14 protein-coding genes are annotated in these 14,223 nt (G+C 44.3%); 4 read left to right on the forward strand and 10 right to left on the reverse strand.

The genetic code is table 11. The annotated features are described in order from the left end of the window. Nucleotides 1-212 precede the first annotated feature (212 nt). The gene (locus D7Z94_RS13045) at nt 213-3,926 is read right to left on the reverse strand and encodes a phosphodiester glycosidase family protein (protein ID WP_120711959.1); all 3,714 of its coding nucleotides are present in this window, start codon (nt 3,924-3,926) and stop codon (nt 213-215) included. Between the two features lie 35 nt (nt 3,927-3,961). Next, entirely contained in the window at nt 3,962-5,779 is a 1,818-nt protein-coding gene (locus D7Z94_RS13050) for a hypothetical protein (protein ID WP_120711960.1), read from the reverse strand. 684 nt (nt 5,780-6,463) lie between these two features. Here D7Z94_RS13050 and D7Z94_RS25850 point away from each other — a divergent pair. From D7Z94_RS25850 to D7Z94_RS13070, 4 genes are all read left to right on the forward strand, one after another. Further along, nucleotides 6,464-6,766 carry a hypothetical protein gene (locus tag D7Z94_RS25850; RefSeq protein WP_120711961.1) on the forward strand — a complete coding sequence of 101 codons (303 nt, stop codon included), beginning with the start codon at nt 6,464-6,466 and terminating at the stop codon, nt 6,764-6,766. A 190-nt stretch (nt 6,767-6,956) separates the two neighbouring features. Next, nucleotides 6,957-7,631 (forward strand): RNA polymerase sigma factor, encoded by a 675-nt coding sequence (locus D7Z94_RS13060; protein ID WP_245967190.1) that lies wholly within the window; start codon nt 6,957-6,959, stop codon nt 7,629-7,631. Then, nucleotides 7,632-7,820 (forward strand): hypothetical protein, encoded by a 189-nt coding sequence (locus tag D7Z94_RS13065; protein WP_120711962.1) that lies wholly within the window; start codon nt 7,632-7,634, stop codon nt 7,818-7,820. Between the two features lie 35 nt (nt 7,821-7,855). Beyond that, nucleotides 7,856-8,707 carry a mechanosensitive ion channel family protein gene (locus D7Z94_RS13070; RefSeq protein WP_120711963.1) on the forward strand — a complete coding sequence of 284 codons (852 nt, stop codon included), beginning with the start codon at nt 7,856-7,858 and terminating at the stop codon, nt 8,705-8,707. A gap of 256 nt (nt 8,708-8,963) precedes the next feature. On the opposite strand, the gene D7Z94_RS13075 is transcribed toward D7Z94_RS13070, so the two are convergent. The 8 genes from D7Z94_RS13075 to D7Z94_RS26225 form a co-directional block, all read right to left on the reverse strand. Further along, nucleotides 8,964-10,097, reverse strand: a complete 1,134-nt coding sequence (locus D7Z94_RS13075; protein WP_120711964.1) for a type II secretion system F family protein — start codon at nt 10,095-10,097, stop codon at nt 8,964-8,966. A gap of 2 nt (nt 10,098-10,099) precedes the next feature. Then, nucleotides 10,100-10,570 carry a PulJ/GspJ family protein gene (locus D7Z94_RS13080; RefSeq protein ID WP_147415888.1) on the reverse strand — a complete coding sequence of 157 codons (471 nt, stop codon included), beginning with the start codon at nt 10,568-10,570 and terminating at the stop codon, nt 10,100-10,102. After that, a complete protein-coding gene (locus tag D7Z94_RS13085; RefSeq protein ID WP_120711966.1) occupies nt 10,560-10,895 on the reverse strand; it encodes a hypothetical protein in 336 nt (111 codons plus the stop codon). Before D7Z94_RS13085 ends, D7Z94_RS13080 begins: the two co-directional genes overlap by 11 nt. Next, on the reverse strand, nt 10,883-12,151 hold the full coding sequence (locus D7Z94_RS13090; protein ID WP_120711967.1) for a hypothetical protein: 1,269 nt from the start codon (nt 12,149-12,151) through the stop codon (nt 10,883-10,885). Before D7Z94_RS13090 ends, D7Z94_RS13085 begins: the two co-directional genes overlap by 13 nt. Continuing rightward, nucleotides 12,148-12,615: a hypothetical protein gene (locus D7Z94_RS13095; RefSeq protein WP_120711968.1), complete on the reverse strand. Its 468-nt coding sequence runs from the start codon at nt 12,613-12,615 to the stop codon at nt 12,148-12,150. Before D7Z94_RS13095 ends, D7Z94_RS13090 begins: the two co-directional genes overlap by 4 nt. A gap of 1 nt (nt 12,616) precedes the next feature. Next, complete coding sequence (locus tag D7Z94_RS13100) at nt 12,617-13,321, reverse strand: fibronectin type III domain-containing protein (protein WP_120711969.1); 705 nt, start codon at nt 13,319-13,321, stop codon at nt 12,617-12,619. Continuing rightward, the gene (locus tag D7Z94_RS13105; RefSeq protein ID WP_120711970.1) at nt 13,318-14,037 is read right to left on the reverse strand and encodes a hypothetical protein; all 720 of its coding nucleotides are present in this window, start codon (nt 14,035-14,037) and stop codon (nt 13,318-13,320) included. Before D7Z94_RS13105 ends, D7Z94_RS13100 begins: the two co-directional genes overlap by 4 nt. Before the next feature lie 74 nt (nt 14,038-14,111). After that, nucleotides 14,112-14,223, reverse strand: a 112-nt coding sequence (locus D7Z94_RS26225; RefSeq protein WP_147415846.1) for a T9SS type B sorting domain-containing protein, incomplete at its 5' end; no start/stop codon positions are given.

Raw genomic sequence — 14,223 nt, forward strand, 5'->3', positions numbered from 1 at the left:
CCTTTTCCTGACAGGGAAAGGAGGCTTGCCGCGAAAGACAGACCTAAAGGGCTACAAGGAAACCTTTGTAGTTTAGAATTGAAGTATAGGATGGATAGTGAGTGTTCCTTTCTCTGCCAGGGAAAGGAACACTCGGGAGGGCAAACCCCGGATCGGATAGCGTTGACAGGTAGTAAGCCCCACACTTCCTGGCCTCCTTTCCGGGGAAATCCCTATTTGATCATCACCTTGGCGTCTATGGGTGCAAAGCCGTTGCCCCGTACCTTTAGAGTATACAATTGTTGCTTGCCCCCAAAGTGGCGGACAATCTCGCCCAGGTCTACCCGTTGCTTCCCACGATCCATCCGTGCGGAGCGCGCGTGGAACAATTGCTGCCCGGAAAGGTTGAAGAGATAGATATCCAGGGGCGTACTCTCTTCCAGTACCAGATCCAGGAAGAGGGTACTGCTTGCCGGGTTGGGATAGACGTTCCAGCTATGGCGGAGCGTGTCGTCGGCCAGACCGTTCAATACGGCACTGGCATCCGAAGGCCCTTCGGAATTGGGGGTGATATCCGGTGAACTGGCTTCTTGGTCTACGTTGGCAGTTTCTAAGGGTTGATTGGTAACGGGGTCCACAATACTATCCAAGGCCTTGTCGGTATCCGCAATTTCTTTCTTAGTGGAATTCTTTGCTACCCATTCCCCCCATAGGTTAAGTCCGTAGAAATGGGCCTTCTGTTCGTCATTTACCCCATGGGCATGGTAGCCCGTACCTTCCTCAAATTGAAGATACCACCGGTTATTATCGAGTTTGTTCCAATCAATGCCGGTATAACTGGGAGGAAGCTGATGGTCATGATCTGCTATATCCTGGCTCATTTTCTGGATAGTTTCCGCATAAGGATAAGGAGAAGTCTTTTCCTGAATAGTCCCTAAGGTCTCAAAAAAAGAACGGGAAGCCTCTTTGCCAATTACAAACATATAATTGTCCACGCTAAGGTCACTTTGTTTAGGTGTTACGTATCCCCCCTTTATAGGGATGGCCCCGATCATGGCATTCGTAATATGGTCCGGGTTAAAAAAATGGGAATCCCTATCCTCTTTCGCTTTTGTGTGGATATATGGGACGTCTACAAGGTTACCGTCAAAAACCACTTCAAATTCCCTACTAGGCACCAAAGGCTCATGATAATAATATAAATTAAAATTATGCCAGTTATCATCAAGATATTTAGCCCATCTGCCGGGTTCACCTGTGTTATCGACTTGGAAGAATTCAACTTCTTTATTGTTTACAAGAAATACGTAGGAAGCTTGATCATTTTTATCTAAAAAGGAATCCCAGTCGGATTGATCTTTTTCTGTTAGGTTTTCCTTCAATGGTTTTAAAATTTTGATCAATTCTTCAGGTATCTTTCCCACTCCCACAACAAATAGGGAACGGGTATCCGATAGTACGGTTTCTATGCTCTTTGTGGGATCATCCGGATCGGGTCTTGTGGATCTATCATAATCCTTTCCTGTTTTGGGATCCTTTAACTTGTCATATTGCCCATTTTCGGACATGGCAAACAGGATGGCCCCTTCCGATGAGCCAGGTTCCGAACTTTCAATTTTAAAAGTCCCGGCAATGATACCACCCTCGTTTGCGTCTCCCACTTTGGTAAACTTTTCAAGGGAGGGGGTTAAACTTAAGGCTTTTACCTGAGGCCAAGCATTATATGGCACAATGGGCCGTACGTCATCTGGGTTTGGAGTGGAGCACCCAGAAATCACATTAAGTTCGTAACCGTACCGATTAGAATCCAAATTAAAATTATCAAAACGGAGGTGGTGCTTGTTTTCGTTATTTTCGGGCCTAATATTTTTAGACTGTATCTTGGGGACCACCATCAGCGTCGTGGAAAGATAGCGCTGTTGCATGGGGCCCTCGGCAAAGCCAGCGTAGGGCGATTGTACCATGCCCCTTCCGTTGACGAAGAAGGTGGAGGAGCCACCCCCATCCAGGTTAAGTAGGGCATCAAATTCCAGTTTTTGCGACAGATCCGACAACTCTTTTATGGTTAAGCCCGGAGCAGTTTTGGAATAGAACTGGGCTATGGTCTGTCCTCCATACTGGCAACTCTGGGCATAAAGTCCGTCGGCCGTCATAATATAGAACCGATTTCCCTTTTTGGCGATAAAGGTACGCCCCCGTTTCTGTAGCCCAAATTCATGGGGGTAGCGAGAATAGTCAACGGCCGTATAGATATTGCTGGCCATGGATCGGTCCATATATAAAGTCTTACCATTGATACCATAACTACTTCTGGTGCCCTCCAACCAAGCTGGTGCAAAAGCGTCCGAAAACGAATGTAGGTTTACCTGTGCCTGTCCGTCCCTGTTGGTATATTGATAATCCCCAGCAACCTTGCCCCGATCATCCCGTTTTTGGCAGGCAATCATAGACCAGGTACTGAATTCCGTCTTGTTCCAATTTTTATAGTCTTCCGCCTTGGTATCCGGCATATTTGGATAATACGCTTTGGGATCCTCCCAGAAATAGTCGAGACTTTCGGATACCTTAGGGGGATGGAACCGATAGGGTTTGCCTAGCTCCGAAAAATGCCCGCCGGACATGAGGTTGGACCATGGAGCGCCTTTCAGGGCATAGGCATTTTTGGCCTGATCATAGGTCTCACCGTTTTCTTTGCCAATATATTCATCGTGTTTTTCATTTCGTATAAAATCAAAACTGGTATCGTCAAAGACCAGGGCCCCAGTATTCCGATGGTTAAAAATATCTGGTCGGTAATGCCATGTCCCGTCTATTTTAAGTGATGTTTTTACTCCGGGCAAACAGTAGTAGTAATAGTCGTAAAAGGCACCGTTTACGGCAAAGAGTGCCCCAGCACGGGCGGCCCGGTTAGAGACCACATCGAACATACCGGACTGTGGCTGATCGATCATAATGGGCTCTACCCTTTCCACGGAGGGTCGGGAGGCCAGTTCTTTAGCGGTCAGGATACCAAGGGAACCATCCTCATTTTTAAAAGTTTTGGGATTAAACTTCTTCGGATTGCTCCTGGGGTCCTTAAAGACATAATCCACCTTTAGCTCCAAATCGCTATCCTGTGAGAAATCTATCTCGGCAATGTTCAGGATATTGTCCGTGGTGCCGTATAGACGGTTCCCTGAGTCCCAAGTCCAGCGGTCTATGGATATGCCCCTGGATTGGGGAAAGCCCACTATCGTTTCCGTGGTAGGGAGGTCAAAGGTGTTCTTACTTTGTGCATATAGCAAGGCCTGAGGGGCAATCTCACCAATACCGGGAATCTTTAGCATGGTTATTTTTCCCGGATGTAGAAATTCAATTTCGACAACAATTTCTTGTGAGGGATAACTATCAACCTTCTTAAAGGTACCAAACAAAGATCCCTTTGTACTTGAGTTAATGACCGCCAGCTTAACGTTATTGGTGTAGTATTGATTAAATGCATCTTTTCCCACAAGGTCTCCCAAACTTACATAATCATCTCCCGCTTCCACGGTAGCATTGTATGTCGTATAGAACTTTACTACGGACGCCAGTTTTTCCTTATTATTGGGATCATAGAGGCCCACACGAACTGTAATAGCCGGTTCATCCCGTACATTGGGTGGGATATCCTCCCCATTAAACGTTGCTTTTATTCCAGGCGGTGAAAGCTCGTCGAAGCTGAATACATCACTAAAATTAATGATCTGCATGTCCAAATCTTCCCAAATACCCTCGTCGTTTGGATAAGGTGATGTATAGACCACCGGGGTTGCGCCATATAGAAAATCCGTACTATAAGCGGCAAGCCATTGTTCTGTTAAGTGTTCGGGGTCTAAGCCAGTCTGGCCATTGGCTGTTCCAAAGATGGCCAGCATCAGTAACAAAGCTAGCCATGTCCCCAAGACATTTGTATTTCTATGTTTCATTTTGCTTTTTACTATGGGTTTAAAAAAAGACGTGCTTAGTCCTGGTCTTGTTGTAGTTGAGCCAGTGCCGCTTTTAATTGCGCCACTTCATCGCTGAGGTGTTCGTATTGTTCCAGTTGGGCGTTCAGGGTCTTTATCTTTTCTTCCTGGGCTATGGTATGCAGCGTCAGTTCTTCAATGGTTTTTAAGAAACCACGGTTCAACTCGTGTAGGCTATACCCCTCTTGTTTTACCTCAGCTTCCGAGGGAATGTTAGGGAGGTGTTTGTTAGTGCGTACAAAATGGGAAAGCTCTTCCAGGGACCGTAATTTGTATCCGGGATCAAAGACATAATCCGCCCATGCGTCTACACTGGCCATTACATAATCCTCACTTACGATGCCCTTACTTACCCAAAGGGAATACTTATCCTTGTTTTTATATAGCTCAGAGTCTTTATTTGTATTGTTCTCCGTCCATTTGGTATAGGCTTCCGACCCTATAAAGGTCAATTGTTCGGCAGTAGATACTTGAAATACGGGTATCGGGTTGTCAGGGTCATCATCATTTTCCAAAAGTAGGTTTCCAGTGGCCTTGATATTGCCGTTAACCTCCAGTTTTTCGGACGGTGTGTCGACCCCTATGCCCACGTTGCCGCCCATACCGTCTTCCTCTATCGAGGTAACGATAAATCGCCCCCCAGGTACACCATTTTTGTCCAGTACTAATAAAGCAGAAGGATGAAATGATAAAGCACCGTTTTCCATCCGGATACCGTTTTTCACATTCATCCCATCTTCCACCCGGATATGGCTAGTTTTGATAACCCCATTGACCTCCAACTTTTGTGTGGGTTCGGCAACCCCTATACCTACATTACCCTCTTTAGAAAAATGTAAGGCCTCAGATCCGTTCATTTCTATTCCCCCGTCCGCAATAATCTTGCCAGTGGCCTTGATGTTCCCGGCTACCTGTAGCTTTTCTGTGGGTGCGGTTACCCCGATGCCCACGTTGCCATTTTCTGCAAAGTACATGCTCTCCGAGATATTATTCAATGCTATTCCCCCGTCCGCAATAATCTTGCCAGTGGCCTTGATATTCCCGTTAACCTCCAGCCTTTCTGAGGGTGAGGTAACCCCCCCTATGCCTACGTTGCCCTCCGCAATGATATTCTCGCTTACAGTTAAATTCTCAGTAGTGACATAACCGAGGTTAAAACGCCCACTACCGTATACATTAGTTGCAGTGCTAAATTGGCTGCCCAAGTGTATGTCGCCTCCATCTGGATTGATAGTCAAACTTGTTGTTCCCATCGAACCAATAATAGCATAGCCCTTATCATTTTTCTGTCTGCCGCCCAAAATGACTCCGGAATTCGTGTTCGCATTTTTAAATTGAGAAACCCAACCATATGGAAACGTCGAAGACGTAATCGCTTTAGCTACATCCAAGGGAAACTTCGGGTCGGCAACCCCTATGCCCACGTTGCCATCTTTGCCAATGGTGAATCGCCCACCTACTATACCTGGTTCGTCAATATTAAAAGTAGCATCCGGATGGAGGGAGAGAAGACCTTTGTTAATCCGGATACCGTCAGCTTTGATTTTCCCGGCTACTTCCAGTTTTTCAGTGGGTGATATTACTCCTATGCCCACCAGGCCGGTAGTAGTTACCCTAAACCTTCCACCCACAACCTTGGGTTCATCTATCTCAAAGGGGATATTCGGGTGCAAGGATAGTGCGCCTGAATCATTGAGCCGTATCCCTTCGTCGAATTCTATTTGTGCATGGCCCGGTATACTAAGGAACAACAGGGCCGTGACGGTCAATAGGAGATGGGAGCACGATCGTGTGGGAGAACTTGTTTTTTTCATAGTATTTGCGTTTTAAAGATTTATGTTTTGGTTATTCCATTTATTAGTTTCGCCGTCCCCAAATAGTGGGGAAATTCTTGCCAAAAGTTACCGTGCCGTAAACCTTGGACCATCAAGGATCCGCTCCTTACGGTATATCGTAGATCTGTAGATGGAGTACGATCCTGGTATATGTCTGGGATACAAAACCCAAGGTTTACCCTTAAGCCTAAATTCTATTTTCCAGGAAAAACAGCGTATTTTGGCAATAAGCCAGAAGAATCATTTTTCTTTGTACGAAAAAAATTTTAATAAGGTTGAAAATTCCAAAAAATAAGGAAAAATATACCTATTTATGCTGACCTTAAAGCAACCCCAAATGGTCCTTTCCGAGATAATAAGGAAAAAGAGGCTTTATGTGAAAGGGGAAAAATTCTTAAAAAGTAAACGTACAAGCTAATCATGAGTGTTCCTTTCCCTGGCAGGGAAAGGTGGCTTGCCGCGAAAGCGGAAAGTCGGAAAGGGTCGGTCTAAGGCTCCGGCAGAACAAAACCAATCCAAACGGCCCGCGACCCGTACAACACCCCCACCCCTTCCGCTCCGGCCCCATGGCCGGACTACCTTCCCCTGCTAGGGGAAGGACCCGCGAAAGACAGACCTACAAGGCTACAAGGAAACCTTTGTAGTTTAGAATTGAAGTATAGGATGAACCGCAAAGCGTTCCTTTCCCTGGCAGGGAAAGGTGGCTTGCCGCGAAAGCGGAAAGTCGGAAAGGGTCGGTCTAAGGCTCCGGCAGAACAAATCCAATCCAAATGGCCCGCGACCCGTACAACACCCCCACCCCCTTCCGCTCCGGCCCCATGGCCGGACCACCTTCCCCTACCAGGGGAAGGACCCGCGAAAGACAGACCTACAGGGCTACAAGGAAACCTTTGTAGTTTAGAATTGAAGTATAGGATGAATCGCAGAGCGTTCCTTTCCCTGGTAGGGAAAGGAACAAAACCGTAAATTCTCTCCAACAGACAAAACGGCCGAGACACCTTACCTCCCCCCAAGACCACCCTTTAGCAAATAGGGTCTACCGTTTAGATAATCAAGCCTTTACCTGCCCTATACCCTACTTAATTTTGTAGCGGAATACTACACTTTTAAGGACATGGGAATATCCCTTCAATACCATAGGCCAAACGCTTATATCATGTCCATTTTCAAACAAAAACGGAAATACTGCAAAATAATGGGTTACCTGCTGCAAAAAGCGGGTCTAACCCTAAAACAAACAACCAATCTAAGGATACCATTGGAAATTGGCAGAAAACCCCGAACGCTTTCCGACGAGGAACTGGTACACAAGATCGTTCAAGTAAACGATCCTTTGTTGTTCGGTCATCTGTACGATCGGTATGCCCAAAGGATATACAACAAATGTTATGGTTTTTCCAAATCAAAGGACGAGGCCGAGGATCTTACCCAGGACGTTTTTTTAAAACTGTACCTGAAGTTGGACACCTTTAAAGGAAAATCCAAGTTTTCCACATGGCTCTATGCCTTTACCTATAATTTTTGTGTGAACTATGTGCGCCGAAAAAACCTAAAAAAAATGGACCATCCGCTGGACAATATTGGCGACCCGGATTTTATGCCGCTGTTTGAAGTATCCGAAGAACAATTGATGCAGGTAAAGGCCACACGGTTAAAGAAAGCCTTGGAACTTATAACCGCAGAGGATAAGTCCCTGTTGTTATTAAAGTATCAGGACGATGTTTCCGTAAAGGAACTGGGCATACTTTTGGGCGTAACCGAAGGGGCCATAAAGATGCGCCTAAAAAGGGCAAGACAAAAAGTAATACGAGCATATCATAAACTAACATAAATGACGGAAGAAAATAGAAATCCATTCAAGGAAATGGACCAATACCAAAAACCGGTTCCCCCGGAACTGAGGAAAAAAGTGATGCGAAACATAGCTCTGGCCAAGTTTATTATGGAAGTAGCATCACTTTTTTCTACTAATTATAGTTCAGCCCTGGAAAACTTGTTCAAGACAAGGGGGCGGTATTGAACTAGAATAGAATTTAAGAACCAAACTTACATACCATGGAAGAAATCACCAAATGGAAAACGCTTACCCTGGGGTCACTTAAGGAAATGTTGGACGGTCTTGTTACCGTACTGCCCAATATTATAGGGGCCATCGTTATCCTGGCCCTAGGATGGCTCATTACCAAGATAATCGAGTTTTTGCTCAAAAGGATCCTGAAATTTGCCAAGGTTGACCGGTTGACCGAAAAGATCAATGCCATAAACCTCTTTGAACGGGCCCAAATAAAATTTAAGGTATCCCAGGTCATTGTAAACTTTGTACGCTGGATCCTGTTCCTGGTATTCCTCATTATTGCCGCGGACATCATGAACTGGACCGTTGTATCCGAGGAAATCGGAAACCTTTTGCGCTATTTGCCCAAACTTTTTAGTGCCATTGCCTTATTTATGATCGGGTTGTACATCGCGGACTTCATTAAAAAGTCCATTAAGGGCGTATTTGAATCCTTTGACCTTAGCGGTTCCCGGATCATAAGCGAAGTAGTGTTCTACTTCATTACCGTTTTGATCACTATAGCCGCCCTTAACCAGACCGGGATAGATACCACTATAGTCACCAACAACTTTTCCATTGTCCTTGGAGCCTTTCTCCTGGCCATTTCCATAGGATTTGGCCTGGGATCCAAGGAGATAGTCGGGAAGCTGTTATTTACCTATTACGCCCGGAAGAACTATGCCATAGGAGATTTGGTTAAACTAAACGATATGGAGGGTGTGGTCGTAGCCATTGACAATATTTCCCTTACCATACGGACGGGTATCGAAAAAAGAACGATCATTCCGATCAAGGACATTATCGATGGAACGGTAGAAGTTACCCCCAAGTATGATATGCAAGATGATTAAATTGTAATAAGAGGTACGGGGTGGGTCATTTTTACTATTTTGAAAGTTTATTGTACCTCCTTATTCTCGTGTCCGTTGTATTGCTGATTGTCTTCTTTGATGAATATGATGACTGATTGAAATTTTCTAATCTTAGGAAGAAATCAAAAAGTCAAAATTTCCAATACCCGAAAACCCGATTTTAAAAAACGTATGCGCATGTAAACCCCATTAGTTTTGGATAGTAATACGTAACCATTTTAACATTCAGGTTCTCCTAGCCTACTACACTGCTCAACTTGAACATGGGCAGGTACATGGACACCAGGATTACCCCGACAAAAATCCCAACGATTACAATGATTAAAGGTTCCATCAAGGTAGATAGCAACTTGGATTTTTGTTGTACCTCAATGGCATACTGCTGATTAAGACGTTCAAAAATATATTCGGTCTGGTTGGTCTCTTCGGCCACCTTGACCAGGGATACCATTTTATTGTCAAAAATCCGGGCACCGGACATACTTTCGTTTAGACTTCTGCCCAAAAGTACGTTCATCTCCACATGGGTCAAGGCTTCGTTCAAGGGATAGAAATCGATCATTTTTTTCACCAACCCTATACTATTCAAAACAGGTACTTTGGAAGCCGTCAACAAAGCGACCGCCTGGGTAAACTGCGCCAGATAGACCGAGGCGATGAAGTTCCCCACATAGGGTAGTTTCAATAACAGAAAGTCCTTTCGCCGCTTGAACCATACATTGTTTGAAAATGTTTTTCTCAGTACGATAAGGGTGACGACTATCAAAAGTACGAGCCATCCAAAATCCCTGATAAAGTTGGACGCACTTACCACCATTTTGGTCATGGCGGGAAGATCAACATTGTTCTGTTTAAAAATATCCTCGAACATCGGCACTACCATACGCAACATAAAAATTACGACCAGTACGGCTGTAACCAAGATAATGATCGGATAGGTCAGGGCATTGATCAACCCCCTTCGTTGTTCATTTTTCCGGGCGAAAAATTTGCCCAATTCTTCCGCTATTCTAGGCAGGGTACCGGTTTCTTCGCCTATTTTGACGGAATAGTACTCATATTCGGTAAATGCCTTCTTTTTCCTGAGTATCTCATAAAAACTGGTGCCGGAGACCAATGCGTCCACAATTTCCGCATAAAAGGATCGCATCTTCTCTTTTTTCTGATTTTCCTGGATCAAGGCCAAAGCATCCTTCAAGGTAATTCCCGCTTTGAGCAAAACAGCTATTTCCGTATAAAAATCCTCTTTTTTCTTATTGCCAAAGGTTTTTCCGAAGAAGGCAATCTCTTTCTTCAGCGTACGGGAAAGCCAATCGCTATCTGCAGATTGTTCGGGTGCTTTTATAGTATGCTCCAATTTAAAACCCATAGCTATTGGTTCATGTACGTTGTAGCAGAATTATTCTTGTATACAAAAAGAGATCGGTTGCCAGATGCCTTGGTCGTTTGGAAATGGATAGCATCGATTTCCCCCAAGGAAATGTCCCTGTTTTCAAAAAGAAAACGCCGCGCTTCCCATTTGATTCGGAATGTATCGATATCCTTGGTAATAAAATCTTCCTCAAAACGATAGGTTTGGCCGCCCATTTCATTCACGAACTGCAATTGCCCGTTATTTTCATTGTAATAAACCCTATCATATCTATTGAAATCGGTCCATAAGGATTGGCGCAGTAAATTAAATTCCGTATTGCGTTCGTAATTCCCGGTTATCCCGTTCATTTGGTTTTGTACCAGCCGGAGCACCGAAAAGGCCATCCCCACCACCATGGTAGTTATCAACAGGACAACGATCATCTCGCTTAGCGTAAAGGCTCTTATTTTCTTTAATCTAATCTGCATGTACTACTGATTTTCCGATGGTCTTTTTGGATACCCGATGTGTTGCTTCAAACCGTGCCGTTTCTGTTCCATTTTGGTTTTGTGTCGTTACCGAAAATACCCAATCCCCTATTTCTTCATAATAAGGCAATCCCAGACTTCCATGACCATAGGCATAGACCAATTGGTTCAATTGTTCTTCCGTTTGATCATCCCTTCCCTTAAGGGAGTTGGAAAACAAATTGTTCATTAGCATGCTACTGATCATAAAAATGACCACGATCAGGACCGTAGCCACCAAGGTTTCCATTAAGGTCGATGCCTTTATCCGTTTTAATACAGCCATTTCATCGTTTTTTTGTCCCCAGAACCCGCTATGGGCAGACCTACATAGGCCAAGGGTAGTTTGGCACTATCAATATGGCCGTTGTACAAATGGTTCTGATAGATGCTACCATTCGCCAAAGCGATAAAGGCATCCGTGGTTGCGCTACCTAGAATAGTCCCTGGAAGCTCCAAATTTTCGGTACAATAGACCTGCCCACGTACCATGGCATTTCCGGAAATTTTTAGCTGCGGAGTGTAAGTACGTTCCTCGGATTCATCCAGATAGAGTACTATTCCGTTTATAACGGATTGGTCATCAATAAAAAGGTTGGCGTCCCGGTTCCTATTTTGGGGAGTTCTATTGCTCCGCTTTTCCTTTACGACAAGTGCGGACGGATAAGCCAGTTCACAATGTTTTCCTACATGGATTTTTTTACTGGCAATAGCTTGAAAATAGCCTTTGACCCCATCCCGAATCTCGATTTCAGGAGCAACAAGTACCACATCCCTAAGCATCGCGGTGGGATGCACCACAAGTTTATGGGAAGCCATAATTTTGATATTGCCGGTCAATGAAACACTTTCCAGTTCTACGACATAATCATTGATATGAACTGTTGGGGAAGTAAAGGAGTTTTTTAACTCCATTTGGGAACGTAGTGGGACCGTGGGGGCCCCACCTTGATTCGCATTCAACAACCTATTGATTTCCCCAATCGTTTCTTCCGCCAACTTGGGCATAGTGGTCTTACTTTGCCCCTCCCTACCATGGACCAACCTACTATGACGGTAGGAGTTTCCCGAAATATTTCCCATTCGTATACCCTGTTGTGGCAAATACGCATCTCCGGTTATTTTGGAATCTCCGGCAATGATCAAGGGCCGTTGTTTATCCCTAAGATAAAGAGCGGGCAAACCTTCCGGATATTGATTTCCCGAAAGGGCGAATTTTGAAAAAGATTGTTTTCCCTGTTCGGCCATGGAAACATACTTTTCAAAAATGCCCCAATATGTTTTTTGAACCTTGATTGAAATGCCGGTATCTCCATTGGATGGTACTTGGAGGATTTCCCCCACTCCAACATTTCTTTGATAGGCGTATTGTAGTCCATATTCCGTTTCTTGGATAATGTCTACCCTCAGATCTGTTTTTTTTCCGAAAAAACTATGGGTATAGGAAATCAAGACAAAGGAAAAAAGGAGTATGGCTATAATGGCTCCTATGAAGAGTACGAACTGCAACGCCCCTGCCTTTATCTTTACGGGAGGTTTCATTGGGTTAAGGGTATGGTCTTTGTTTTTCCATCAAAATGAACCTTGACCTTTTCCGGGTCGCCGGACAACAGTTTTACCTTCCGAAATACTTCATTTTTAGCCATGAGTTGTTGGTGGCCGTCAATGGTCAAAAAGAAAATCTCGTGACCGGAGGAACTCTCTGCAATAAAACCGGTGTATAGAATTTCCCGTTTGGGGAGGGTGTCTTTTTTTTGAGATATTCTTTTTGGTACTTTAGGTTTAAGCGATTTGGGAAGCGTCCCCAAAAAAGGATCCCGATAATGGGCCACGATACTAAAGGTGTCCCTTTCCTTGAATTCCATAGGCTTAAATTTTTCCGAAACAATATTTTGTACATTTTGTTCGGAATCCGGATTTACGGTCCTTATGACCTTAAATCCAAGGATGCCCCAAATGGCGAGGACCACGGTCAACAATAGATATGTCTTTTGATTTTTCTTCATTTTAGGGAACATTAACGGTTAATTCAAAGACCTCCGAAGCACTGCTTTCATTGCCGGCACCATCAAAAGCCTTTACAAACCAGAAATAGGTATCATCATTCAAATTGGTCGTATAGGTCTTATTGGCACCCAACCCTTTGGTTTCCAATACCTGGAGAGCCTCATCCTTAAAAATGAAAATACTGTCCCGCTCGGCACTTCCGGAAATATCTTGCCTAGTCCAAGCAAAGTTTACTTCTGCATCATCCAAGGACGCTCCATCAGAAGGCGATGTGAGTGAGGGCACATTAGGTGGTATCAAATCTATGTTTTCATCGCCGTTAACGGAAAAAATAGCACTGCTAAAAGATGTCTCAAAACCGCTGTTCAATCCTTGTATCCGCCATTCATACCCTCCATTGAAGAGTAAAAGTTGTTCCAACCTTGTATCTATCTGGCCCAGGGTATCCCGAACGATAAGACTGTCCAATACAATTTGGGCCGCATTATCAAAATTGGGCATGGCCACCTGTATACGATAGGCATCCACATCCGAAAGCCCACTCCAGGTGAGGTTTATTGTATTCTGGTTTATCACGGTATTATTCAAGGGAGCCACCAATTCCACGCGCTGTCCGGAAATATCCGGTACCTCCAAGATGTCCTCGCATGAGGCTAAAAAACCGAGGAAAAAGACAAACCCTGTAATCGTAAATAGTAATCTCATAGCTTCAAATAAGATTTGGTCTCATCCAGTTTATAGGCTTTCCGTTGCGTATGCTTCGGGCAGGCGTCACCATCCTGTACCAAGGCCTCTATTTGTTTTTTCCCATATTGGGTCTCTCCCCAGCAGAATCCCAAGCAGTTATAGTCAAAAATCTCCATTCGGGAAAGGTTTATTTCTTTGTCTAAATTTCTATTCCTTGCCATAAACGTTAAAATGCCATTTCTGTCAGTTTTCAAAAAAAGTCGATCCGATTGTATCAGAAGGCGATATTCTTCCAAATTAGGAAACAGGGCCACCTTATAGACCAAACGATAGGCATCATCCTTCTCCAAATAGCTTAATACATTACTGTTTTCCTTACCGTTCAAAGCATCTCGCAAAGCAATTTGATCCATGATTTCCAAGCATAGGTAATTAGCTTTAGTCCCCAAGGAATCAGTGAATTGTATTTCGGGTACTGAACCTGAATTCTTCTTGAAAATCGTGTATTTCTTAAAGCTGGACTTGGTAAAGGGAACTTCCCGTACCGAAACGGCAATAGGATGTTCCAAGGACGGATGCCCTATTCGTTGAAAACTGGTATGTAATAACGATTGGCTTTGGTTTCCAATGGCTCCAAGTGATGGGGCATGCTGCCCAGAAGGGTTTATATCCTTGAGCGAGGCACAAGAACATACCAATACCATGAGGGATAGTAATACAGAATATATTCGCATAAGTAGGTTTCTTACAAATTATAACGATTTTATCCTTGAAGTGTTGTGCAAATGGGAACAAAAATATCCCCTGATTACCGTTTTAAAGTAAAATGCCCGGTAAAGGCCCTTCCTCCCTGGAGCTCGTAGCGGAACCAGTAGTCCGATGAGGGCATGGCTACGCCCCGAAAGGTACCGTCCCAGCCG

Source organism: Ulvibacterium marinum, from assembly GCF_003626755.1.
GTDB classification, from domain to species: Bacteria; Bacteroidota; Bacteroidia; order Flavobacteriales; family Flavobacteriaceae; genus Ulvibacterium; species Ulvibacterium marinum.

Excerpts from the sequence above, each read along its gene's own strand:
- D7Z94_RS13050 (WP_120711960.1), bottom strand. The coding sequence starts at position 5,779 with ATGAAAAAAACAAGTTCTCCCACACGATCGTGCTCCCATCTCCTATTG.
- D7Z94_RS25850 (WP_120711961.1), top strand. The coding sequence starts at position 6,464 with ATGAACCGCAAAGCGTTCCTTTCCCTGGCAGGGAAAGGTGGCTTGCCG.
- D7Z94_RS13045 (WP_120711959.1), bottom strand. The coding sequence starts at position 3,926 with ATGAAACATAGAAATACAAATGTCTTGGGGACATGGCTAGCTTTGTTA.
- D7Z94_RS13085 (WP_120711966.1), bottom strand. The coding sequence starts at position 10,895 with ATGGCTGTATTAAAACGGATAAAGGCATCGACCTTAATGGAAACCTTG.
- D7Z94_RS13070 (WP_120711963.1), top strand. The coding sequence starts at position 7,856 with ATGGAAGAAATCACCAAATGGAAAACGCTTACCCTGGGGTCACTTAAG.
- D7Z94_RS13090 (WP_120711967.1), bottom strand. The coding sequence starts at position 12,151 with ATGAAACCTCCCGTAAAGATAAAGGCAGGGGCGTTGCAGTTCGTACTC.
- D7Z94_RS13095 (WP_120711968.1), bottom strand. The coding sequence starts at position 12,615 with ATGAAGAAAAATCAAAAGACATATCTATTGTTGACCGTGGTCCTCGCC.
- D7Z94_RS13080 (WP_147415888.1), bottom strand. The coding sequence starts at position 10,570 with ATGCAGATTAGATTAAAGAAAATAAGAGCCTTTACGCTAAGCGAGATG.
- D7Z94_RS13065 (WP_120711962.1), top strand. The coding sequence starts at position 7,632 with ATGACGGAAGAAAATAGAAATCCATTCAAGGAAATGGACCAATACCAA.
- D7Z94_RS13105 (WP_120711970.1), bottom strand. The coding sequence starts at position 14,037 with ATGCGAATATATTCTGTATTACTATCCCTCATGGTATTGGTATGTTCT.
- D7Z94_RS13100 (WP_120711969.1), bottom strand. The coding sequence starts at position 13,321 with ATGAGATTACTATTTACGATTACAGGGTTTGTCTTTTTCCTCGGTTTT.
- D7Z94_RS13075 (WP_120711964.1), bottom strand. The coding sequence starts at position 10,097 with ATGGGTTTTAAATTGGAGCATACTATAAAAGCACCCGAACAATCTGCA.
- D7Z94_RS13060 (WP_245967190.1), top strand. The coding sequence starts at position 6,957 with ATGTCCATTTTCAAACAAAAACGGAAATACTGCAAAATAATGGGTTAC.